Origin of the sequence: Shewanella sp. MTB7, from assembly GCF_027571385.1 — a bacterium.
GTDB lineage: Bacteria > Pseudomonadota > Gammaproteobacteria > Enterobacterales > Shewanellaceae > Shewanella.
Genome location: NZ_CP085636.1, coordinates 2,986,234 through 3,009,836, shown reverse-complemented (window position 1 = coordinate 3,009,836; position 23,603 = coordinate 2,986,234). Strand labels below are relative to the sequence as shown.

Genomic DNA, 23,603 nt, shown 5'->3' with positions numbered 1-23,603 from the left:
TGAGAATTAAGCTTAAAAAATGACTGCCAAATCAGAAAATCAACACTGGGATATCTTCTGTGCTGTTGTCGACAATTATGGCGATATTGGCGTTACCTGGCGTCTGGCCAGACAACTTGCTGACGAATATCAGTTAACAATCAATCTTTGGGTTGATGATCTGCACAGTTTTTCTCATATTTTACCTCAGCTTGATCCAACATACCCTGTGCAAACATTTCACGGCGTCAAAATACTGCAATGGAACAGACCACTCGATATTAGTTACTCCCCAGGGAGTGTTATCATTGAGGCATTTGCCTGCGAGTTGCCAGCAAACGTCATTGAACAACTTACAGAACAACATCAATCTGCCGATGAAAAGCCCCCACTGTGGCTAAACCTTGAGTATTTAAGTGCTGAAACTTGGGTCGATGGTTGTCATGGCCTCCCCTCATTACAAACAAGTGGTTTAAAAAAGTTTTTCTATTTCCCTGGTTTCACGGAAAAAACAGGTGGCCTTATCTGCGAAAAAAATCTGTTTAATCAACGTGAACAGTGGCAATTAAACCCAAGCAATAAACAGTCTCTATTTGATCAATTAGGCCTATCAGGTATAAACCAAGAGGATATGCTTATTAGCGTATTCAGTTACGAGACACCAGCACTTACAGCTCTATGCGAGTTATGGCAATCATCCCCTAACAAGATCCACGCCTTACTTCCTCGAGGTCGAGCCTTAAATTGCTTATCACACTTGTTACCATGTGCGGTTGAAGACTTGGTCGCAGGCCAGAGGATTGTGCATAAGAATTTAACTTTACATATCCTACCTATGACAAATCAACAGGACTTCGATAGATTGCTCTGGAGCTGTGATTTGAACATAGTTCGTGGCGAGGATTCATTTCTAAGAGCTCAGTGGGCAGCAAAACCCATGATTTGGCACATTTATCCTCAGGAAGATGATTACCATCTCATAAAATTAGAAGCTTTTATGCAAGTTTACTGCGATAATCTTGCACCAGAAACTGCTGAGATCTGGTCAATGCTAAACTTAGCGTTTAACATTGACGACCAGAAAATGGTTAAAACTTACTGGCAAAAACTATATTCAGTGGATAAGCCATTGTTGCAACACGCACAAGAATGGCCTATTCACGCATTAAATAATGCAGATCTTGCTTCTCGACTGGTTCAATTCGTCAAAAATAGCTAAGATGCTGCACTGAAATAGAAAGCCAAAAATAGGAAATAAAGTAATGAAAACTGCTCATGAAATCCGTCCTGGTAACGTGATCATGTTAAATGGCAGCCCATGGGTTGTTCAGAAAACTGAAACAACTCGTTCAGGCCGTAACGCTGCTATCGTTAAATTGAAGTTAAAGAACGTACTTATCGACTCAAGTACTGAATCAACGTTCAAAGGTGAAGATAAGTTAGACGATATTATCCTTGAACGTCTTGAGTGTACCTATTCGTATTTTGCAGATCCTATGTATGTATTTATGGATTCTGAATACAACCAGTATGATGTAGAAGCAGACAATCTTGGTGATGCCGCTGCTTACATCGTTGATGGTATGGAAGACATTTGTCATGTTACTTTCTACGAAGGTAAGGCTATCTCTGTTGAACTGCCTATCACTATCGCACGTGAAGTCACTTACACTGAGCCTTCAGCACGTGGAGATACTTCTGGTAAAGTAATGAAGCCTGCTACTGTCTCTGGTGGCGCTACACTGAGTGTTGCTGATTTCGTTAAAACCGGCGACATGATTGAAATCGACACTCGCACCAATGAATTTAAAAAGCGTGTCTAAGCACTAACCGTGCTTTGTTCATAACAGCTTGATAAGAGCCAGTGTTTAACACTGGCTTTTTTGTTTCAGCTGAACGGCGTAACAGACGATCACACCAAAACGTCAACCTTACTCCACATTAAACACTGATTGCACATTCCTAAAACCTCACTTTTAGTGTGTTGAACTAAAATATTTTTTGAATCAAGCATTAAAATCCCTGTAAAGTACTTCTCAAGCAGTACATTATTCGCTATTGTCCCACTACTTATGTTTTACCTAAGTACGGCTAGAATAAGCCCTTATACCGACTTAGCATTTTAGAGGTTGTGGATGCGCCCAATTATCAAATCAAACAAGTTAGATTCAGTCTGTTATGACATCCGCGGCCCTGTACACAAGGAAGCTCGCCGCCTTGAAGATGAAGGTCATCGCATATTAAAACTCAATATTGGTAATCCCGCCTCCTTTGGCTTTGAAGCACCAGAAGAGATCGTTCGAGATGTGATCCTTAATTTACCCAGTGCACAGGGCTACTGCGAGTCAAAAGGATTATTCTCTGCCCGTAAGGCCATTGTGCAGCATTATCAGTCGCAAGGTATTTTCGGCGTCGATATTGAAGATATCTATATTGGTAATGGTGTATCAGAGCTAATCGTCATGGCGATGCAAGGCTTGCTCAATACTGACGATGAAGTACTTATCCCCTCTCCTGATTATCCCCTATGGACTGCTGCGGTGAATCTCTCAGGCGGTAAAGCACAACACTATCGCTGTGATGAAGAAGCGGATTGGTTTCCCGATCTTGATGACATTCGTTCAAAAATAACACCCAGAACCCGAGCTTTAGTATTAATTAATCCTAATAATCCTACGGGTGCGGTCTATTCCAGAGAGTTACTGCTCGAAGCTGTTGAAATTTGCAGACAACATCACCTGATTCTATTTGCCGATGAGATTTACGATAAGATCTTATACGATGAGGCTCAACATATTCCCGCTGCCAGTCTGTCGGATGATATTCTAACGGTCACCTTTAATGGTTTATCCAAATCCTATCGGGCAGCAGGTTTTCGCGTAGGCTGGATGATGCTATCGGGTAACCTTAAGGCCGCTAAAAGTTATATCGAAGGCCTAGAGATGCTCGCATCAATGCGTTTATGCGCCAATGTCCCTAACCAGCATGCGATTCAAACTGCGCTAGGTGGATATCAAAGCATTAATGAGCTGGTTGCTAATGAAGGTCGTTTAAAAGTACAACGTGATACCTGTATTAAACTATTAAACTCTATTCCAGGGATCAGTGTTAAATGCCCTAAAGGCGCCATGTATGCTTTTCCTAAATTAGATCAAAAGAAGTTCAATATTCGCGACGATGAGCGCCTAGTGTTAGACCTATTGAGAGAGAAAAAGATCCTCCTCGTCCACGGGACAGCCTTTAACTGGCCTGAGCCTGATCACCTGCGAGTGGTATTTCTTCCTCACAAAGAAGATCTCGAAAAAGCCTTGATAGAATTTGGTCATTTCATGGATGGTTACAGACAATAAACCAACTGCTAACTTACAGATTAAAGCGGCCTTCCCGGGTCGCTTTTAGCCTAAACAGCAAATTCTAGTTATTTAATAGATGAGACATTATTATTTTCTGCACTATTGTTTCAGAATTTTTTTGTGAGAAGTTGAAAATAAATCCATATTGAAATGCTTCATTATCATGTTCTATCGGTAGAATATTTTTTATCGTGATAGGAATTGAGATGGTTTTTAAATCGTATGTGATGACCTTCAACAAGTATGACTTATCACAGATAATGGTATTAAGTCCTGAAGTTACAAAAGCACCTCCCCTGAGAGAGATATCACTTAATAATCCCAAGGCCAGTGGTTGCACCTCTTCAGTATCTTCAGTCCCTTTACTCGCAGACATGATCTCAGAACCAATATTAATTGAAATTCGGGATTGGTGCCTGAGTGCCACTTTTTGCACCTCAGTAGGGTAGTCAATCAACAACCACGAGCCGTAATTTTTCTCTAACCTCTGAATCTTACTCTTAAAAGCCAATACGTTTGCGCTAGGCTCATCACTTTTAACAATTCGAACGATCAACTCTTGCCCTAAGAAAATAAAACTGTTTGCTTTTTGCCAATGCTTATCTTGTCCTAATTCAAGAATAATACTATTTTTTGGATCAATACCAATAAACCGCGAGTGCAGTCTAATAATTTGATTAGATGTAACTATCTGAATATTGACCTCGGTGTTACAGGCCATATGATCCAAATAACTAAACTGACAGGATGATGAGTGGATCACAGTGACCTCCAATGTTATCCCCAAACGACCTGAGAATATTCGTTTCAAAGGCTTTGCGCGAGTTCAATTCAAGCCGTATTAATATTGGAATGCTTGATGGATTTAAATAAATTTTAGACACTAAACTGATGCCGTGCCAGTAACGCTAAATCGAATAAAACACTCATTAATATCAGTGGCTTCATTTTATTCAATAATACTAACAATGAACGCCATGAAATAACAATATTCACTTGCCTTATACCGGATACCTTATGCTAATGTAACTCTATGTAGTAACCATCCTAATGAGTATTTTTCATGAGTCACCTTTTCGCCCATCTAGCTCGCATGAAATTAATTCAACGTTGGCCACTTATGTACAATGTTCGAAGCGAAAATGTTCAAGAGCATTCACTACAAGTCGCGATGGTTGCCCATGCACTAGCCATTATTAGCAATCAAAAATTTGGAACAGTGTTAAGTCCTGATAGAGCTGCAACGGTGGCGATCTTTCATGACGCCAGTGAGATTTTAACTGGTGACCTTCCCACACCAGTAAAATACTTCAATAAGGAGATTGAAGCTGAGTATAAGAAAATTGAAGCCATTGCTGAACATAGATTACTTGAGATGGTTCCTGATGAGTTTCAACAAGAATACCAACCTTTACTCACCAGTGAACACGCTGATACCGATTATAAAAAATTGGTTAAATCAGCAGATACTATCTGTGCATTTCTCAAATGTCTTGAAGAAATACGCGCCGGTAATAATGAGTTTAATACGGCCAGAAAGCGTTTAGTAGAGTCTCTAAATAAAAACCCGGATCCGGCGGTAAAGTATTTTATTGACTGCTATGTACCTAGTTTCAAACTAAGTTTGGATGATATCAACAAGTTACTCTAACATTAGCAAATAAGATAAAGGATAACCATGACTGGATCCCTATGGCATGAAAGGCGTCTCAGTGAAGATAAAAAGAGGCGCAATGATCATCGCAGTCCCTATCAAAGGGATCGTGCCAGAATATTACACTCAGCAGCATTCAGAAGATTGCAGGCAAAGACACAAGTGTTAGGTGTTGGCATGAATGACTTCTATCGCACTCGGTTAACTCACTCCCTCGAAGTCTCACAGATTGGTACTGGGATTCGTGCTCAGTTAAAAATAAAACAGCCAGATCATCTCTACCTATTTGATTCCATGAGTTTGATAGAATCTCTCTGTCTTGCCCACGATATTGGCCACCCTCCTTTTGGCCATGGAGGTGAGATAGCACTGAACTATATGATGCGGGATCATGGCGGTTTCGAAGGCAATGGCCAGACTTTTAGAATTTTAACGGGACTAGAACCCTATACTGAGTTCTATGGCATGAACTTGTGCCGTCGCACTTTATTAGGCGTACTTAAATATCCCGCTCTTTATTCCTCATTACATCATAATGGTAAACAGGTTGTGATAAACAATATTCGTCAACTAAAACCTGCTGACTGGCCACCTGTTAAAGGGATTTTTGATGACGATAAAGCTATTTTAGATTGGGTACTTGAACCTTTATCAAATGCCGACAGAACACGGTTTTTAGAAAGTCATGAACCCGAAACTGGCAAACATAAACGTACCCGATTTAAATCCTTAGACTGTTCTATTATGGAACTCGCCGACGATATAGCTTATGCGGTTCACGACCTCGAAGACGCCATCGTTATGGGTATTGTGGCAGCCAGCCAATGGCAATCTGACGTCGCCAGTATCTTAATAAATAATCAGGATAGTTGGATACGAGAAGAATTCTCTACCATAGGCAATAAATTGTTCTCTCACCAACACCACCTCAGAAAAGATGCCATAGGCACTTTAGTCAATGGCTTTGTTACCGCCATTACACTTAAAGAGGATGAGCATTTTACAGAACCTTTACTTCGTTTTAATGCCGCACTAGATGAGCAGTTTGCTTGCGCCTTAGAAGTATTAAAACAATTTGTTTACAAATTTGTGATTCAAAAACCAGAGATCCAGATGCTCGAATACAAGGGCCAGCAAACCGTCATGGAGCTGTTTGAAGCGTTCGAATCAGATCCACAACGATTACTGCCAATACACACTCAAGACCGTTGGCGTGGAAGTCAAAAATTAGGGCTTAACTGTCATAGGGTTATTTCCGATTATATCTCTGGCATGACAGATGAATATGCAGCGAGATTACATCAGCAGCTATTCAGCCCCAAATCTAGTTCCATGATTGAGCTAAATCACGACCTATAAGCTTCAACGGTCTACTTATGCAATATATTCGCTTAAAACTGCAGCCACAATTCTCTAACCATTCCAAATAAATTGTTTATCTGGGATGGTTATTTTTATCTTTCTTGCTCTAAGTCGATCTGTACAATCACCTATTCGCACATAACGTTAACTAAAAGTTCACCTGAACCGTGTTTTTATATTAGGTAAAACCACTCGGTTTTACCTCATTTTTACATCTATTTAATATCTACCCGTTTAACATCAATGACTTACACAAGAACCTATATTTGACTATACAAACCCAATTGTTAGCATACTGTTACGCCCAATAAGTAATTGCGTATCTAGTTGATTCTAACTTTATCTGCAACACCTTATCTGTTTGTAAACACAGAGTTGAGTGATTGTTTATTCCGGGGATTACTGCCCAACAGTTTAAAGTCGTCCATATGCATCTTTATATGCATTAAGAAGAGACGAAAGTTTGGCAGACATACAAATAACAAAAAATATAAGGATGGAGAGATGAACAAAAAACTGATCACCATAGCAATACAAACAGCTATTATGGGGAGTGCATTAAGCTTAGTTCCACAGGCCTACGCTGCTGATGAAAAAGAGATTAAAAAGCCCGCACTGGAAGCTGCAGCAACAGATGAAACGAAAGAGCTAGGCATTCAAGAGAAAATCACCGTTACTGGTTCACGGCTTCGTCGTGACAGCTTTAGCATCACCACACCACTCGCAGTGTTAGGTCGAGACTCTATTGAAGATTCAGGACTCAGCTCACTAGCCGAAATCCTAATAGAAGAACTGCCACAAATTTCTGAAGGTAGCAGTAATAGCAACTCACAATCCAGTGTCCAAAATACCGGTTTATCGACGATAGACCTCCGTGAATTAGGTACTAACCGAACTTTAACCTTAATTGATGGCCGTCGAGTCGTCTCTAACAGCTATTCAGGTAACTATGTCAGCCTTTCAACCATTCCTTCAGGTATGGTTGATCGAGTTGAAGTTATCACTGGTGGTGCATCTGCCGCTTATGGTTCAGATGCCATTGCTGGTGTAGTGAACATCATCACTCAACAGGATAAAGAGGGCTTTTCTTTTAAGGCTCGTGGCGGTGAAAGCACCGATGGTGGGGCTAAAGAGTTCACTTTAGATTTAGATTACGGTGCAGACTTTGCTGATGACCGTGGCTACCTGTTCTTCAGCTCTACTTATGATAAGCAATATGGTCTTTCCTACTGGGATCGTGATCGTGCACAGCAACAAGAATCCTGGAAATACAACACAACTAAAATGTGTAATGCTATGACCACAGTGGAAAGTACCTCAAGTAAAGGCGTTTGTATGAAGGGGATAACGCAAGCTGACTGGCGTAATCTAAGCGACTCCATTGCTGGCGGCGTCTTCGATGAAGACACCAGCTACAAACCAGACGACGGAGAAAGTGGCGGTTTTTGGTATGACTCAAATGGTCTCCGCAATGATTGGTATGAAGAGAAGTATGGCCGCGATTTTAATCAATTTGTAATGTTAAAAGTCCCCGATGAGGCCATATCTGCTGCAATCAAAGTCGATTTTGAGTTAACCGATGATATCCAGAGCTATTTCCAAGTTCAGTATAGCCAAAACCGTTCAATAAATCAGAAATCCCCAGAGAGCGAAGATGAATTTGATGGGATTGTTGTTGTAGATCCTATTACAGGTGAAAGCAGTCAAATTGGTGTTGGGCGTATACCTAAAAATAATCCCTATATGCCGCAAGAGATCTATGATCAAGCCAGCAGCAAAGGGGTAAAATGGGATAGAGGTTTCGATGAAGTTGGCAATATCATTAATGATAACACCCGTAAAACCATACGTTCATGGGCAGGACTACAAGGCACCATGTTTGATGGCAATTGGGATTGGGATGTCTCAGTTGGTTACGGCAAGTTCACCCAAGAACAGACCCGTTACAATGAACTCTATGTAGCAAATGTCACCCAAGCTCTAAACGCAGAAACGCTAGATGATGGCACCATTCAGTGCGCCGATGCCGATGCACGTGCTGCTGGCTGTGTGCCCATTAACCTGTTTGGTGAAGGATCTATTACACCAGAAGCTGCCGATTATATCCGTGCCACCCCAACCATATCGACAGAGGTACAGCAGACCACAGTACTTGGTTTTATTGCAGGCGATCTATTTGAGATGCCAGCAGGCCCAGTTGCAACAGCCTTTGGTTTTGAATACCGTAAAGATCAGCAAAGTGTTGAAACCAATGTGCCATTAGGAGGCGTTTCATTCAACTATGTACCGACTTTCTCTGGCGATGTTAGCGTTTATGAAGTTTTTGGTGAAGCCGCCTTCCCACTACTTAAAGATGTCACCGGTGCTAAGAGTCTGACAGCTGAAATCTCTGCACGACTGGCCGATTACAGCTGGTCTGGTACAGGGCTCATTCAGAGTTATAAAACCGGCATCGTCTGGGAGCCGGTAGAAGGTTATGCAATACGTGGTAATTGGGCAAGAGCTCAACGTGCACCAAGCATTACCGAACTACTTTCACCACCACGCGGTGACTACGATAGTTTTGATGATATCTGTGAAGGAACCACTCTCACCTCCACGGATGATGGCCATGATAAATGCCGTTTAGAAACAAGTATTGCAACCATTATCGCCGATGGTAGTGAGTTTGAAGATGACAACAGCGGTTATTCACCTAACGTTGGTAACCCAGATTTAATAGAGGAAACTGCCAATACCTACACATTAGGTATTACCTTAGCGCCTCAATTTGCTGAAGGCTTGCGGATTGCTATCGATTATTACGATATCTCAATCAAAGATGCTATCTCCTCTTTCTCCAACGAAGATATAATCGAATATTGTTATGACTCATCTCTGGAGTTTGGTGATGATAATACTTTCTGTAACGATATCCAACGTGATGCAGATGGACAAATAAATACCATTTATCAGCGTGTGTATAATGTCGATGAGATCAAAACCAATGGTTTTGATTTTGCAGCAGAATACAGATATGAACTGAATGAATACGGTTCGCTAAAGTTCAAAGCAGACTGGACCCATGTATTCAACTATGAAAAAACGGTTCAGAGCCCTGATGGGCCTTCAACAAAAAACTACGAAGGTGATCTTTCACAAGATATCTTTGAAGATAAGGCAACAGCTTCACTTTCGTGGTATTACGATGATGCTTGGCGCGTTCGTTGGAGCACTCGTTTTAAGAGTGCCGTTGTCGCTAGCCGTACAGTATATGATGATTGGGCTAAAGCAATGGAGAAAAATGATAAGTATTGTGCAGAAAAAAATGATAAGTGTGTACTTGAGCCTGAGACGTTAGATGATTCATTCTACAACCTGCCCTCTTACATCACTCACAATCTATCGGTCTCCTATACGTTAGATCTATCTAATGATGGTGAACTTCGCTTATTTGGCGGTGTGAACAATATCTTCGACGATAAAGGTCCATTTATGGCCATAGGTGGAAGAGGTAACTTCGACAGTAACTATGGTGGCGGTAAAGGACGTTTCGCCTACGCCGGAGCAGAGTTCAAGTTCTAAGCCTTACATACTTGATGTGAGTTAACTTAAATTATATACAAGCTAAAAAGCGCTACTCATCATATGAGTAGCGCTTTTTTATGCCCATATCAAATATAACCAAATTAACTAACTAATCGGTACAACTAGTGTGAACATAGCTCAGCAGCGACTTTATCGGTTAAACCCACTAAGGTATCTACCATAGTTAACTCCCCTGCGGCATGGCCCGCTAGGGGCAAGATAGTGAGACTTGCTTCAGGCCAAACCTCTGCAAGTTCCCAAGCTTGTTCTACCGGGCAAACCATGTCATAACGTCCATGAACAATGTGAGTTGGAATTTCCCGAATGCTATCGATATTCGCTAAAATGGGTTGGTGAGCGATAAAACATAGATTAAGGCAGTAATGTAGCTGGAGCATGGCTGCGGCATCGTTGCAGGGCTCAACATCAACTAACTCTGAGATTTGATAGTTAAGCTCCCTTAACGTGACTATCTGCTGCTCCCATTGATTAAAAGCCTGCTGCACTTGTGCGCGGCGAAATTCATTATCCCCGACTAGATGATGATATAGACTCTTCAGTGGTGTTCGCTGCTCTAAGGGGGTAAGCACAGACATGAGTAATTCCCAGGCTTCAGGGAATATCCTCGCAGCACCAGAACTTGAATAAACCCAATCAATATCATGCTGCCTTGCGAGAAAAATCCCACGTAGAATCATCATCATCACCCGCTCTGGATAATGCTGCGCATAAACCAACCCTAAGGTTGATCCCCAAGAGCCACCAAACACCACCCAACTGTCGATGGCCAATGTAACTCTTATCTGCTCTATATCATCGACAAGATAAGCGGTTGTATTACTCTCTAAGTCCCAATATGGGCGTGAACGACCACAACCCCGTTGGTCAAACAGAATGATTCGATATAACTTAGGATTAAAAAAACAGCGGTGGGATGCGCGGCAACCAGAGCCTGGACCACCGTGCAGAAAAATAACCGGCAGCCCTTGTGGGTTACCACACTCTTCTACGTAAAGTTGATGTACTACCGTTCCCTTTTTGGCCGACATCGATAAGTAGTAGTGAGTGTATGGTTCAATGTCCGGATAAAGAGTATTCAAATTATCGCCTACTTTCCCGTTTGGGCACAAAGCTAAACATAGCTAGTACCGATACGGCAATTGTCGTCATCAAGACCACCATAAAGGCTTCGAGATTCAACTGCTGATACAAGGCAAATCTTAATAACTCCACACAATAACTGAATGGATTATATTCACAAAGCCAGTATAACCAGAGGCTTGCCTCTTTCATTTTCCAAAGTGGGTATAATGCACTAGAAAGAAAAAACATCGGGAAAATCACAAAGTTCATGACACCTGCAAAATTCTCTAACTGTTTTATCAAATTAGATAAAAGTAGACCTAACGCCCCCAGAAAAAAGGCGATCAGAAAGATGGCTGGAACTGCGGTGAGGTAACCTAAAAATGGTGTTTCAACATCCACAAATTGAGCAAGAATCAAGAAGATATATACCTGAATTAATGAGAGAATAGCAGTAGCGATAAGTTTACACATCAACAGAAAAGGGCGAGGGAAAGGGCTCATCAAAAGCAGCTTCATACTGCCCATTTCTCGGTCATACACCATAGAAAGCGAACTTTGCATGCCATTAAACAGTACTATCATGCAACATAAACCTGGGGTGATATATTGCTGATAAGTGATGTAGGTGCCGTAAGGTTCCATAATCGACACCCCTAAGGCTGCACGAAAACCTGCTGCAAAGACCACCAGCCAAAGTAGAGGTCGAATCAAGGCACTAAGTAAACGTGTGCGCTGCTGTAAGAAACGTAAAAACTCTCGCTTAACAACGCCGGAGAAACAATACTGGTATTGTTGAATATTCACATCAACTCCCTATTGCTGGTTAGCTTATGGTAGAGCTCCAATACATTTTTAGTGTCATTATCATCGCAAAGACGATTACAATGCCCCTGTGCCCTAACCTGTCCTTTGTCTAATAGGATAAGCACATCATCACTGCTTACTTCGTCCATCAAATGGGTAGCCCACAAAATACAGATCCCCAGCTCATGAGCCAATGCTCTCACATGTTCGATAATCAATCGTCGACTGCTGGTATCTAATCCCACGGTAGGCTCATCGAGCAATATCACCTTAGGTTGGTGTATCAAAGCCCGGGCTATCTCGAGTCTGCGGCGATGGCCGCCATTGAGTTGCCTAACGCGATCATTTAAGCGCTCAGACAAGTGTAATTGTTCAAGAATAGGTTTTATATTTTTAAGGGCTAAAACAGGTGAAATACCGTGTAATGATGCGTGATAGAGCAGGTTTTGCTTAACAGACAGATCCAAATCTAAGGTACTTTGTTGAAACACAACGCCCATGAGCCTGAGCATTGATCTTTTTTGTTCAATCAGATCAAAATTACAAATTTTAATCTGACCATGCCCAGTTTCAAATAGGCCTGTCAGCAATGAAAACAGTGTACTCTTGCCTGCACCATTTGGCCCCAGTAGTACATTAAATCCTGCTGTTAGCGAGAAGCTTAACTCATTAAGGACTTGCTTACGCCCATAAGAGTAGGAGAGGTTTTCCACCCAAATACTCATTGAACATCCTTAATCGCCACTCCCCATGGGTATCTGCCCACTTTTATCGATTTAGTGACTTTCATTCTATTAACGTCAATCACCGAGACATCGCCACTGACGCCATTGGTCGTCAATAATAGGCTTTGGTCTTGGTTAAAGCCCAATTGCCAAACTCGCCTGCCCACTAGCAGATACTCTTCGATGGTTAAGGTTTTTCTGTCTATCACAGCAACATGATTGGCGGGTCCTAGCGCGACAAAGGCAAACTGGCCATCTTCACTCAACACTATTCCTACGGGTTGTACCCGATCATTGTGGATCCCATTAATCTCAAAGGTGAATGTTTTGATTATCTTTCTTATACTGACATCAATCACCACCACTTCACCACCAATCTCTGAACTGACCCAAAGTTGTTTACCGTCTGTTGAAAACATAGCTGATCTTGGTCTGGCAGCCACTAAGGTATTATCAAAGTTCTCATAAGTTTCAGTGTCGATCCAATGGACCATATTGGTGGTTTCCGACGTCACCACGACGATTTGCCCATCTGGACTCACCGCTAAACCTTCTGGTTCAACCCCCACATCTATCTGGGTTTTGACAGAGCGAGATTCAATATCGATCACCGTAAGCAGTGCATCATCTTCATTGGAGGTATAGATGGTTTTCCCATCTGGATGAAGAGCAATAGTTTCAGGGTCTTCCCCTGACGGTAACTCACCTATTATCGCCTCTGTCGCTAAGTCTAAGATCTGAATCGTATCTGAGTCACTGGCACAGATATAAGCCAAGGTTTGATCATGATTAAATATAATTCCCCTTGGTCTTTGACCGACTGAGATCCGTTTAATCACCTTCAAATTAGACATATCAACCACAGAGATATCATCATCTTTTTCATTGGTAACATAGGCATATTCAGTACCATTTGACATCAAAGGAACAAAATTAATGCCCAAGACAAAGAGTATAAATAACCGATTCGGTGATGTCATAATGACCCCTTCTGTGAAGTACAACGAGATTCTTGAATATCAAAGCCTAATGTATCCAGTTCAGTGTTCGGATGCAGTACACCAACTTGGGGGGAAAGTGATACTAGGCCGTGTGGTTGAACTAAGGCCATCGGCATTCTCAATTGTCCACTCCAAGGTCGATAGCTCAACTTTCTACCTTTATAAGCCGCCAGTTCAAAATCACCAGATTGAATAAAGGCGATGAGTGTTAAATGATCGGCTGTTTTTTGTTGATGAACCGCTTGTGCAATACTCCTAACAGCAAGGTAAGCACTAAAATCCAGTTCATTCATGTTGCGTTTTGCTAACGCTCTAAATCGGTTTTGCAGTTGAGCGGCGCCCCATTGCTCAATCACAAAATGCCAAGATAATGCTTCCAATCCTGCTGAGCCGACAACGGGTCGTGGTAGATAAATATTAAACGGCAAGTATTCAGCAAAGTCTTTTGATTTATCGGCAACGTAAACAACATCGTAATCATCTCTAGTTTGGGTAAACAAAGGGACTTCCTGCTGCGCACTTCGTCTAAGATCAGTATTAAAACTCCAACTCTTTTCCGCCACAATGTTTAAACCAAAACGTTTAGCTGAACGCTTAAATGAATCCGTTAATGCTATATCTTCATCTCGTAACCCACTGACTAGCAGCACCTTATTCAAGCGCCGGCTAAGCAGCCACTGAGCTATTGCATCGGATCTCATCGCATCACTGGGACTGGTATGTAACACGGAAGCTAAGCAAGTTTGGTACCTGAGCCGATCTGATGACTCGTTGATATTAAATATCAACACTTGCCTTGCTGCAGCCCAACGGTCTATCTCTATCAGGGTATTCATTGGAACATCGACGATAAAAAGCTGATGCCCAGCTTTAAAATCGGATGACATCTGCGACATGAGGTCTTTCGTCACATTGAAGTCATGGTAATTAAGTACAAACTTCTGCTTTAAAAACTTACCAGTGGTGTTTGAATCATTAATCGCCAGTCGTGCTCCCTGAAAACCGCTGTCTTGGGCTTGTTCAATAACATTAGACAGTGCAGGCGCTTGATGTACACTCAACTTTAAATAACTGATTTTTATCTCGATTAACTCAACCTTATCAGACACTGCGAAGGAGATTCCAGTATAAAGTAGAGTGGAGAAACATAAGCTTAGCAATAAAGTTTTTGCATTGTCTGCACTGATTATCTTCAATACTGCTCCTAGACTAAATGATTAACATTAAAACCAGCATATAGAATAAATCTCAATTTTCAAAACATCCCACAAAACAGAGAAAAAACAATAAGCCATTGTTAACTAGTGATATTAACTTTAAATTTTTATGTTCTAGACTAATCTATCCTACTAAAGGAGGAGGAGGAATACGGCCAAAGTGTAATTCGAAATAACACATTTGCTGGTTAGTATTCATCCATAATATAAGAAGATAGCAAAGATGAAGGTGATTTGAGATGAGAAGAACCAGTTTTAAAGAGAAATACCTGTTAGCAACGATATTAATTATCGGCTCTTTCAATGTTTCCGCCCATGGCGCTGTTACACCACAATCCATTGACACTTCTGAATTGCCTCAACTCGGCGAGGAGTGGATAGAAGAGAACCCTTATCGACAACATGGCGGAGATATTCAGATAGATATCATACGTGTTGGCGCATCAGCGTATAACCAGAATTGTGCTCGCTGCCATGGATTAGGTGGCATTTCTGGTGGAATAGCACCGGATCTTCGCCTTCTCGCTCCCGATATTGATGGAGATGAATGGTATGGTTACCGAGTTCAAAACGGCGCTGTTAGAAATGGGGCTGTATATATGCCTAAAATGACCGAGCACCTTACACAGGAAGCACTTTGGGCAATAAAAACTTGGTTAGAGTCGGTAAGTGAAGATAATTAATAGCCTATGGATCAGCTGTGGCTTGATCTCTAGCTTAGCTGTTAGCTCCGCAGCTTTGGCCCGATCCTATGATGATATTATTGAAAGTAAACAGATCACGGTAGCCATCTATCGTGATTTTGCGCCTTTTTCCTATCTGGTAGACGGTCTTCCCAAGGGCATTGACATCGATGTAGCTCAATCCATTGCAAAGCAGTTGAATGTTGAGCTTAAGTTGCGATGGATGACTGCTGATGAAAATGTAGAGGATGATCTCAGAAACAACCTCTGGAAGGGTCACTTCCTAAAACGTAGTGTTGCCGATCTTATGTTACGGGTTCCCTATGACAGAGCCTACTCCCAGATGCGTGATGACATAGGTGAACTCGTTCACGGGCAGGTGCATATGTTTGCCCCCTACCATACAGAATCATGGCAGATCATATATAACGCCGATCAGATCGAATCCGTCACCACCATCGCTGTTTTTCAATACCATAATATTGGTGTCGAAGTTGACTCTATCCCTCAGTTTTATCTCACTTCGGCGTTTGCTGGCCGAATGCGAGACAGCGCAAAACATTTCTCATCCATCCCACTCGCACTTGATGCTATGAATAGCGGTGAAGTCGATGCTGCAATGGGGCTTAGAAGTCAAATCAGTCATTTTCAGCAAACCTTAGACTCAAAGAAATATCCCTTAGCTGAGAATGCTTTCCCCATGTTGGGACGGCAACAGTGGGATATAGGCATGGCCGTTAAAAGCCAATACAGACAACTTGGGTATGCCGTAGGTGACATAGTGGAAAACATGATCAAACAAGGCGACATGGAAAATATATTTACAAAATATCACGCAATTTATCAAATACCTGAGCTATACCTACCTACAGAAACTCATCCTTAGTTGTCCTACTAAGTGATGATATAAATCCCTACGGGGTGCAATAGGCGGCAAAACCAATTCACTTTAATCTGGATTTATCCTACTTAAGCTCACGAGTAAAACTCGTAGAGATAAAACGCTAGTCAGAGGATAACAGATACCAAAGCAGTAAATTCTCACTCCCTGGGAGTTCACATTATTGATTTGGTATATAGCACGCTAAATATTAGCGTTAACTGGATAACGATCACGCGAGGAAACACAATGATAAAAACATGCAAAAATAATAAGTTATCATTATCTCTTTGTATTACATTAGCGCTCTGTGGTACGGCGAGTGCTAATGTAACTGATAAGGATATAGCTAACGATCAAGCGACAACCCAAGATGTCGTCTCTTATGGAATGGGCTTAAAGGGCCAGAGATACAGCCCGCTAACTAAAATTAATACCAGCACAGTAAAAGAGATGCGACCTGTCTGGGCTTTCTCCTTAGGGGGAGAGAAGCAGCGTGGTCAAGAGTCACAACCTATGATCAAAGACGGCGTCATGTATATCACTGGCTCCTACTCGCGGGTTTACGCCATAGATGCCAGAACAGGCGATGAACTTTGGCAATATGATGCTAGGCTACCCGATGGGATCATGCCCTGTTGTGATGTAATAAACCGTGGTGTGGCCCTTTATGGTGATCTTGTTATCTTTGGCACGCTGGATGCTAAACTAGTCGCTCTAAACAAAGATACGGGCAAAGTCGTCTGGAAGAAAAAGGTTGATGATTACAAAGCTGGTTACTCGATCACGGCTGCACCGATTGTCGTTAAAGGCAAGGTCATCACAGGTGTTTCTGGTGGAGAGTTCGGTATTGTCGGTAGGATCAGAGCTTATGATGCCACTAATGGTCAACTCGTTTGGGAACGGCCAACGGTTGAAGGTCATATGGGCTACATCTGGAAAGACGGCAAAAAAATTGAAAATGGCATATCCGGTGGCAAACCGGGACAAACATGGCCTGGGGATCTGTGGAAATCGGGGGGAGCTGCACCATGGTTAGGCGGCACCTATGATGCCGATGTCGATCTACTCTTCTTCGGCACAGGTAACCCAGCGCCATGGAACTCCCACCTCAGACCTGGTGATAATTACTTCTCAGCCTCTCGCTTAGCCTTAGACCCTGACACAGGTAAAATTGTTTGGCACTTCCAAACAACGCCACATGATGGCTGGGATTATGATGGTGTAAATGAGCTCATTCCATTTAATTACAAAGAGAATGGTAAAACAATTAAAGCTGCAGCTACAGCAGATCGTAACGGTTTTTTCTACGTACTTAACCGCGAAAATGGTGAGTTTATCCGCGGTTTTCCCTTCTCAGATAAGATCTCTTGGGCATCAGGTTTAGACGCCAAAGGACGTCCAATCTTTATTGACGATAACCGTCCGAGTAACCCCATGGATTCACAAGATGGCAAACAAGGCAGTACTGTGATCGCAGCCCCCGCTTTCTTAGGTGGCAAAAACTGGATGCCGATGGCTTATAGCCAAGATACCGAGCTTTTCTATGTTCCCTCTAATGAGTGGGAGATGGATATCTGGAATGAACCCACAGCTTATAAAAAAGGCGCTGCCTACCTAGGAGCAGGGTTTACCATCAAGGCCATTAATGAAGAGTATATTGGTGTCTTGAAGGCGATAGATCCAAAAACGGGCAAAGAAGTATGGCGTTACAAAAACTACTCTCCATTGTGGGGCGGAGTATTAACCACGGCGGGGAACCTTGTCTTTATGGGTAACCCAGAAGGATACTTGATCGCCTTTAATGCCAAAACAGGTGAGATTAAATATAAGTTTAATACTGGCTCCGGCATCGTTGGCTCCCCAATTACTTGGGATATGGACGATGAACAATATGTGTCCGTACTTTCTGGTTGGGGCGGCGCTGTGCCTCTTTGGGGTGGAGATGTGGCTAAACGCATTAAACACCTGAACCAAGGTGGTACAGTCTGGACCTTTAAGCTTCCTAAAAACTAGCCAACAAGAAATCCAATATTCACACTCACAAGGACTGTTATATACAGTCCTTTCTTATAACTAGCCTTAGCACAAACTAAATTAGAGCTCAACATAAGCAGTCTCTCAAACAACATCTCCCTGACTAACTGCGCAAGTTAATTGTAAAAAAAACAGACAATCCAGCTAATTCATAATACTAACTTCCTTCTAAAGTATGAGTTTTTTTGTGCCAAGGGATCATGTTTTGTATTACGGCGCAGGGCTAATATGAATTCATCAAGATGCTTTGGATTACCCCAGAGCGAACAAAAACAAGACCATGGAAAAGAGTCAAACTCTGGCAGGTCTAGATTGAGGTGAAATATGATTTATGCATATCCGGGTAGCGACAATTCAGTTATATCTTTTAAAGCGCAATATGAAAATTTTATTGGTGGCAAATGGGTACCACCAGTAAAAGGCGTCTATTTTAGCAACACAACTCCAGTGACCGGTGAAGAGATCTGTAAAATACCTCGCTCATGTTCACAGGATATAGAGCTTGCATTAGACGCTGCCCACAGTGCTAAAGCTGGCTGGGCGGATACTTCGGTGCAGGCACGTTCAAACATACTATTAAAAATTGCTGACCGAATTGATGAGAACTTAGAAGCACTCGCAGTGGCGGAAACATGGGATAACGGCAAACCAGTTCGTGAAACTTTAGCAGCTGACCTTCCCTTATGCTCTGATCATTTCCGCTACTATGCGGGTTGTATTCGTGCACAAGAAGGCACTCTATCTGAAATCGACAAAGACACAGTAGCCTACCATTTCCATGAGCCACTCGGTGTTGTTGGCCAGATCATTCCCTGGAACTTCCCGCTGTTAATGGCAGCATGGAAACTGGCGCCAGCACTCGCCGCGGGTAACTGTATTGTACTTAAACCCGCCGAACAAACACCTGCAAGCATTCTAATCTTGATGGAGATGATTGGCGATCTACTTCCAGATGGCGTCCTTAATGTGGTTAATGGCTTCGGTAAAGAAGCCGGTGAAGCCTTGGCCACCAGCACACGTATTGCAAAAATAGCTTTTACAGGATCAACCGCCGTAGGTGGGCATATCTTGAAATGTGCTGCAGAAAATTTGATCCCCTCTACAGTTGAGTTGGGCGGTAAATCTCCTAACATCTACTTTGGCGATGTTACTCGGTTCGAAGATGACTATCTAGATAAATGCGCCGAAGGTTTTGTACTTGGTTTCTTCAACCAAGGCGAAGTGTGTACTTGTCCATCGCGAGCCTTAGTTCAAGAGGATATCTTTGATGAGTTTATGGCCAAAGTGCTACAGAAAACCAAAGAGATCATCCGCGGTAACCCACTCGATACCTCAACCATGGTCGGTGCTCAGGCTTCTCAAGAACAGTTCGATAAGATCATGGGCTACTTGAAAATAGGCAGTCAGGAAGGAGCAAAAGTATTAACTGGTGGCGATCAAGAAAGATTAGGCGATTCACTTGAAAATGGATTCTATATCCAGCCCACCATACTCCAAGGTGATAACTCTATGCGGATCTTCCAAGAGGAGATCTTTGGGCCTGTGATTGCTGTCACGACGTTTAAAGATGAAGCAGAAGCACTGGCAATTGCCAATGACTCAGCCTATGGCTTAGGTGCAGGTCTCTGGACGCGCGATGCCAATGTTTCCTACAGAATGGGACGCCGCTTACAAGCTGGTCGAGTTTGGACCAACTGTTATCACCTCTACCCTGCTCATGCCGCCTTTGGTGGTTACAAAAAATCAGGCATAGGACGTGAAACTCACAAAATGATGCTAGATCATTATCAGCAAACGAAGAATCTGCTTGTAAGTTACAGCACTAGCCCGCTTGGATTCTTTTAATCATTAGCTGGCGCGCTTCCAAACATCAACAGTTTGTTTGGAAGCAAATATGATTTAAAACTTTCTGGGACTTAACATGTTATTTATTAGGTGGATAAGACACAATCATTTTCCCAACCTCTACCTTCTTCTAATGTTAACGTTCCCTTTTTTGTGTTTTGCAGATAATGACGTCACTGAGATCCCCTCAGAAATAATCCAACTTTTCCCCAGTGCAACACGTGTCGGTTTAGCTGACGAACACTTGCCCGTCATTCCCGTTTATCAACTCAATCAGCTGTTAGGCTACGCCTTTGAAACCGATGATCTTACCGACTTTATTGGTTTTTCTGGTGAATCTATCAATCTGTTGCTCGGCCTTAATACCCAAGGAGTCATAACGGGACTAAGAGTCAAAGGACATCACGAACCTATTTTCCTTCATGGTTTAGGTGAACAGAACATGTTTGAGTTTGTCAATCAATACCAAGGTCATTCAGTAAAAGAGCGTTTTATCATCAACAGCCAAGATAAAACCTCCAAGCAAGCCACCTATTTTGATGGTATCACCCGCGCAACGGTCTCAGTACTAGTGATTAATGACACTATTTTAGCATCCGCACTTAAGGTTGCCAGAGCAAAACTGGAGGGGTTTACTGCAGCATCTCCCTATGTTATTAAGTCCAAGCTGTTCCATCGTCTTAATTTTGATCAATTAATGGGTAAAGGTTACTTGCAGCACTGGCAGTCATTGCCCCAGACTCTCAATGATTTACCGAGAGAACTCACGAGTGAGATAGATGGCCTCTTTCAAGGTAATGCCAATCAAGCTGGTGACAAGCTTATTGATCTCTATTTCGGTTTTATCAACATCCCTATCATAGGTAGAAACCTACTTGGAGAAAGTGAATATCAACGCTTACTAGAGAGCTTAAAGCCCGGCGAGCATGCTTTGCTGCTACTAAATCGTGGCCAATATTCGTTTATCAGTGATGAGTTCATCCCGCAGACAGTGTCAAACCGTTTAAGTGCCAACCAAGATGGCTTTCCTGTTGATCTGCGAGATATCGATTTTTACAGTTTTAACGACCCCTATTTCAATATCTCAATGCCAGAGTTTACCGATCTGAAGGTATTTAGAATAAAGTCACAATCAGGCTTTGAGCTACATAGACCGTTTAATTTAGGCTTGTCTATTTTTTACAACCAATCATTTTTAAGCCAAAAACAGCATACATTCATATTCAGTACAGCACTGCCAACAGAGTTGTTTATCAAACAAGTTCAACTTGATACTGCTACACCAACTCCATTATGGCTCACTATTTGGCACAGTCGACGAGTTGAGATAACCATCCTCTGTCTCTATTTATGCTTATTAACCATCATTTTTATTAAGCAACAATCACTTGCTGCCAATGCTCGACTCACCCACAGCATACGTCACCTCTCTTTATTGTTCGTGCTTCTCTATCTGGGTTTCTATAGCCAAGGTCAGCTGTCAGTGGTCAACATGTATACCCTACTTCTCTCTGCCACGAATGGATTTCAATTAGCAGTATTCATGCTTGATCCCATCATCTTTATCCTCTGGCTGTTTGTCTTTATCACCGTGTTTCTATGGGGAAGAGGACTATTTTGTGGTTGGCTCTGCCCTTTCGGCGCATTACAAGAGATGCTAGGAATAGTGGCCCAGAAATTAAAAATTAAACAGATTCACCTGAACTCAAAAACTGACAAGCTTGCCAGAAAGTTAAAATACCTCATTCTATTTATCCTCGTTGGCACAGCCTTTTACTCACTAAATGTGGCAGAGCAGCTAGCGGAAGTTGAACCTTTTAAAACCAGCATCACGCTGAATTTTGTACGCTACTGGCCCTTTACCCTATATTCAGTAGTACTGCTTTTACTCAGTATGAAAATCCATAAATTTTACTGCCGTTATCTCTGTCCTCTGGGGGCAGGACTTGCTTTACTTGGGCGCTATCCACTGTTTAAGTGGTTAACAAGACGTAAAGAATGTGGTGATCCTTGTCAACTTTGTCGAAGCAAAAAATGTGCTATTAATGCGATAAACCATGATGGATCAATTGAATATAGCGAGTGTATTCAATGCCTGGAATGTTTAGTCACCATTGAAAGCCTTACGCTGTGTGTCGTGAATCGATATGGACAGAAAAGCAATAGATCAAAGCAAACAAAGTCGTTAAACAGCGATAGAGCTATAGTATTGAGTAAGGTTTAGGCCCTTTCTCGTCCTTTTTTCCAACCAAAGTATAATATTTTAATTTTTGACCAGCTTTTATATTGGAATAAGTGATACATAAAATAACAGTGGAGGAATAAGCTATGTGGACCAAACCAAAATTTGAAGATATACGTCTAGGTTTTGAAGTTACCCTTTATATCAGTAACCGATAAATATGAAATCCTCACAAGTTTAAATTGTGGGGATTTTTCTTATGTAAATTGCGTCTCTTTAACCACTTCAATAGGACTATCGGTCTATGCATATACTCATATTGGGCTCAGCGGCTGGTGGTGGCTTTCCACAGTGGAATTGCCACTGTGATAACTGTGAAGGTGTTCGCAGCGGCCGCATTAAAGCCCAAGCCAGAACCCAGTCCTCTATTGCGGTTAGCCCAGATGGCGAAAACTGGGTATTGATCAATGCTTCCCCAGATATACGTCAACAGATCAATCAATCGCCTCAATTATGGCCAAGTGAAGGCCAAAGAGGTACAAAAATCAAAGCTGCAATTCTATCTGACAGTCAAATCGATCACACCACAGGATTGCTGACTCTAAGAGAGGGCTTGCCTTTACCGGTTTACTGCACTGATGTCGTCTTTGAAGATCTCTCTTGTGCCTACCCACTGTTTACGCTGTTAAGCCATTGGCATGGAGGGCTCATCCACCATTCAATCGACACAGAACACCAAGAGGCTTTTGACGTTGAACAGGTACCAGAGCTTGAGTTTTATCCGGTTCCTTTAGAATCTAATGCGCCTCCCTATTCACCTTATCGTGATCATATTGTCCCCGGCAACAACATAGGTCTAAAAATTGTCGATACCAGTACAGGTAAATATCTGTTCTACGCCCCCGGAATCGTCAAATCAAACCCACTTGTAGAATCAATGCTTGCCGATGCCGAGTGTGCATTAATCGATGGCACACTCTGGTTAGATGACGAGATGATCGCCAAAGGATTTAGTCATAAATTAGGCTCAGAAATGGGTCATATGCCAGTTAACGGCGAGTTTGGCACTGTGGCGCTACTCAATAAGTTTGATATCAAACGAAAAATTCTAATTCACATTAATAATACTAACCCTATCTTAAACGAAGAATCCTCAGAGCACCGTTATGTGATTGATAACGGTGTTGAAATAGCAACCGACGGTATGGAAATATTCATATAGAGGTAA

Annotated in this window: 19 protein-coding genes; 13 read left to right on the top strand and 6 right to left on the bottom strand. The window is 42.2% G+C overall.

The annotated features are described in order from the left end of the window. Nucleotides 1-19 precede the first annotated feature (19 nt). The 3 genes from earP to HWQ47_RS12805 all read left to right on the top strand — a co-directional run bounded on the left by earP (nucleotide 20) and on the right by HWQ47_RS12805 (nucleotide 3,329). Nucleotides 20-1,198: an elongation factor P maturation arginine rhamnosyltransferase EarP gene (gene earP, locus HWQ47_RS12815; protein ID WP_269971495.1), complete on the top strand. Its 1,179-nt coding sequence runs from the start codon at nucleotides 20-22 to the stop codon at nucleotides 1,196-1,198. A 43-nt stretch (nucleotides 1,199-1,241) separates the two neighbouring features. Then, nucleotides 1,242-1,802 carry an elongation factor P gene (gene efp, locus HWQ47_RS12810; RefSeq protein ID WP_269971494.1) on the top strand — a complete coding sequence of 187 codons (561 nt, stop codon included), beginning with the start codon at nucleotides 1,242-1,244 and terminating at the stop codon, nucleotides 1,800-1,802. 312 nt (nucleotides 1,803-2,114) lie between these two features. Next, entirely contained in the window at nucleotides 2,115-3,329 is a 1,215-nt protein-coding gene (locus HWQ47_RS12805) for a pyridoxal phosphate-dependent aminotransferase (protein WP_269971493.1), read from the top strand. Nucleotides 3,330-3,393: 64 nt separating this feature from the next. Here HWQ47_RS12805 and HWQ47_RS12800 read toward each other — a convergent pair whose 3' ends face one another. Continuing rightward, complete coding sequence (locus HWQ47_RS12800; protein WP_269971492.1) at nucleotides 3,394-4,095, bottom strand: flagellar brake domain-containing protein; 702 nt, start codon at nucleotides 4,093-4,095, stop codon at nucleotides 3,394-3,396. 300 nt (nucleotides 4,096-4,395) lie between these two features. Here HWQ47_RS12800 and yfbR point away from each other — a divergent pair, with 300 nt between their 5' ends. The 3 genes from yfbR to HWQ47_RS12785 all read left to right on the top strand — a co-directional run bounded on the left by yfbR (nucleotide 4,396) and on the right by HWQ47_RS12785 (nucleotide 9,912). Continuing rightward, nucleotides 4,396-4,983, top strand: a complete 588-nt coding sequence (gene yfbR, locus HWQ47_RS12795; RefSeq protein ID WP_269971491.1) for a 5'-deoxynucleotidase — start codon at nucleotides 4,396-4,398, stop codon at nucleotides 4,981-4,983. Between the two features lie 27 nt (nucleotides 4,984-5,010). Beyond that, nucleotides 5,011-6,345: an anti-phage deoxyguanosine triphosphatase gene (locus tag HWQ47_RS12790; protein ID WP_269971490.1), complete on the top strand. Its 1,335-nt coding sequence runs from the start codon at nucleotides 5,011-5,013 to the stop codon at nucleotides 6,343-6,345. Between the two features lie 507 nt (nucleotides 6,346-6,852). Beyond that, a complete protein-coding gene (locus tag HWQ47_RS12785; protein WP_269971489.1) occupies nucleotides 6,853-9,912 on the top strand; it encodes a TonB-dependent receptor domain-containing protein in 3,060 nt (1,019 codons plus the stop codon). 125 nt (nucleotides 9,913-10,037) lie between these two features. Here HWQ47_RS12785 and pip read toward each other — a convergent pair whose 3' ends face one another. The 5 genes from pip to HWQ47_RS12760 are packed head-to-tail and all read right to left on the bottom strand — an operon-like array spanning nucleotide 10,038 to nucleotide 14,727. Next, entirely contained in the window at nucleotides 10,038-11,015 is a 978-nt protein-coding gene (gene pip / locus HWQ47_RS12780; RefSeq protein WP_269971488.1) for a prolyl aminopeptidase, read from the bottom strand. 1 nt (nucleotide 11,016) lies between these two features. After that, nucleotides 11,017-11,799, bottom strand: coding sequence for an ABC transporter permease (locus tag HWQ47_RS12775; protein ID WP_442802038.1), 783 nt, complete (start codon nucleotides 11,797-11,799; stop codon nucleotides 11,017-11,019). A 2-nt stretch (nucleotides 11,800-11,801) separates the two neighbouring features. Next, the gene (locus tag HWQ47_RS12770; protein WP_269971486.1) at nucleotides 11,802-12,530 is read right to left on the bottom strand and encodes an ABC transporter ATP-binding protein; all 729 of its coding nucleotides are present in this window, start codon (nucleotides 12,528-12,530) and stop codon (nucleotides 11,802-11,804) included. After that, nucleotides 12,527-13,450: a YVTN family beta-propeller repeat protein gene (locus HWQ47_RS12765; protein WP_269971738.1), complete on the bottom strand. Its 924-nt coding sequence runs from the start codon at nucleotides 13,448-13,450 to the stop codon at nucleotides 12,527-12,529. The genes HWQ47_RS12770 and HWQ47_RS12765 overlap by 4 nt, the downstream gene beginning before the upstream one ends. Before the next feature lie 56 nt (nucleotides 13,451-13,506). Beyond that, complete coding sequence (locus HWQ47_RS12760; RefSeq protein ID WP_269971485.1) at nucleotides 13,507-14,727, bottom strand: ABC transporter substrate-binding protein; 1,221 nt, start codon at nucleotides 14,725-14,727, stop codon at nucleotides 13,507-13,509. Between the two features lie 260 nt (nucleotides 14,728-14,987). On the opposite strand from HWQ47_RS12760, the gene pedF reads away from it, so the two are divergent. From pedF to pqqB, 7 genes are all read left to right on the top strand, one after another. Beyond that, the gene (gene pedF / locus HWQ47_RS12755; RefSeq protein WP_269971484.1) at nucleotides 14,988-15,431 is read left to right on the top strand and encodes a cytochrome c-550 PedF; all 444 of its coding nucleotides are present in this window, start codon (nucleotides 14,988-14,990) and stop codon (nucleotides 15,429-15,431) included. Continuing rightward, entirely contained in the window at nucleotides 15,424-16,317 is an 894-nt protein-coding gene (locus HWQ47_RS12750) for a substrate-binding periplasmic protein (RefSeq protein WP_269971737.1), read from the top strand. Before pedF ends, HWQ47_RS12750 begins: the two co-directional genes overlap by 8 nt. Before the next feature lie 243 nt (nucleotides 16,318-16,560). Then, nucleotides 16,561-18,327, top strand: coding sequence for a PQQ-dependent methanol/ethanol family dehydrogenase (locus HWQ47_RS12745; RefSeq protein WP_269971483.1), 1,767 nt, complete (start codon nucleotides 16,561-16,563; stop codon nucleotides 18,325-18,327). Between the two features lie 345 nt (nucleotides 18,328-18,672). Beyond that, entirely contained in the window at nucleotides 18,673-20,193 is a 1,521-nt protein-coding gene (gene exaC, locus HWQ47_RS12740; RefSeq protein WP_269971482.1) for an acetaldehyde dehydrogenase ExaC, read from the top strand. Nucleotides 20,194-20,269: 76 nt separating this feature from the next. Beyond that, nucleotides 20,270-22,417 carry a 4Fe-4S binding protein gene (locus HWQ47_RS12735; RefSeq protein WP_442802031.1) on the top strand — a complete coding sequence of 716 codons (2,148 nt, stop codon included), beginning with the start codon at nucleotides 20,270-20,272 and terminating at the stop codon, nucleotides 22,415-22,417. A gap of 104 nt (nucleotides 22,418-22,521) precedes the next feature. Then, a complete protein-coding gene (gene pqqA / locus HWQ47_RS12730; protein WP_269971735.1) occupies nucleotides 22,522-22,593 on the top strand; it encodes a pyrroloquinoline quinone precursor peptide PqqA in 72 nt (23 codons plus the stop codon). Nucleotides 22,594-22,679: 86 nt separating this feature from the next. Beyond that, complete coding sequence (gene pqqB / locus HWQ47_RS12725) at nucleotides 22,680-23,597, top strand: pyrroloquinoline quinone biosynthesis protein PqqB (RefSeq protein WP_269971481.1); 918 nt, start codon at nucleotides 22,680-22,682, stop codon at nucleotides 23,595-23,597. The last annotated feature ends 6 nt before the right edge of the window (nucleotides 23,598-23,603 follow it).

What these genes read in the sequence shown, in the direction of transcription:
- earP (WP_269971495.1), top strand. Translation starts at nt 20, where the DNA reads ATGACTGCCAAATCAGAAAATCAACACTGGGATATCTTCTGTGCTGTT.
- efp (WP_269971494.1), top strand. Translation starts at nt 1,242, where the DNA reads ATGAAAACTGCTCATGAAATCCGTCCTGGTAACGTGATCATGTTAAAT.
- HWQ47_RS12805 (WP_269971493.1), top strand. Translation starts at nt 2,115, where the DNA reads ATGCGCCCAATTATCAAATCAAACAAGTTAGATTCAGTCTGTTATGAC.
- yfbR (WP_269971491.1), top strand. Translation starts at nt 4,396, where the DNA reads ATGAGTCACCTTTTCGCCCATCTAGCTCGCATGAAATTAATTCAACGT.
- HWQ47_RS12790 (WP_269971490.1), top strand. Translation starts at nt 5,011, where the DNA reads ATGACTGGATCCCTATGGCATGAAAGGCGTCTCAGTGAAGATAAAAAG.
- HWQ47_RS12785 (WP_269971489.1), top strand. Translation starts at nt 6,853, where the DNA reads ATGAACAAAAAACTGATCACCATAGCAATACAAACAGCTATTATGGGG.
- HWQ47_RS12770 (WP_269971486.1), bottom strand. Translation starts at nt 12,530, where the DNA reads ATGAGTATTTGGGTGGAAAACCTCTCCTACTCTTATGGGCGTAAGCAA.
- HWQ47_RS12765 (WP_269971738.1), bottom strand. Translation starts at nt 13,450, where the DNA reads ATGTCAAATGGTACTGAATATGCCTATGTTACCAATGAAAAAGATGAT.
- pedF (WP_269971484.1), top strand. Translation starts at nt 14,988, where the DNA reads ATGAGAAGAACCAGTTTTAAAGAGAAATACCTGTTAGCAACGATATTA.
- HWQ47_RS12745 (WP_269971483.1), top strand. Translation starts at nt 16,561, where the DNA reads ATGATAAAAACATGCAAAAATAATAAGTTATCATTATCTCTTTGTATT.
- exaC (WP_269971482.1), top strand. Translation starts at nt 18,673, where the DNA reads ATGATTTATGCATATCCGGGTAGCGACAATTCAGTTATATCTTTTAAA.
- HWQ47_RS12735 (WP_442802031.1), top strand. Translation starts at nt 20,270, where the DNA reads ATGTTATTTATTAGGTGGATAAGACACAATCATTTTCCCAACCTCTAC.
- pqqB (WP_269971481.1), top strand. Translation starts at nt 22,680, where the DNA reads ATGCATATACTCATATTGGGCTCAGCGGCTGGTGGTGGCTTTCCACAG.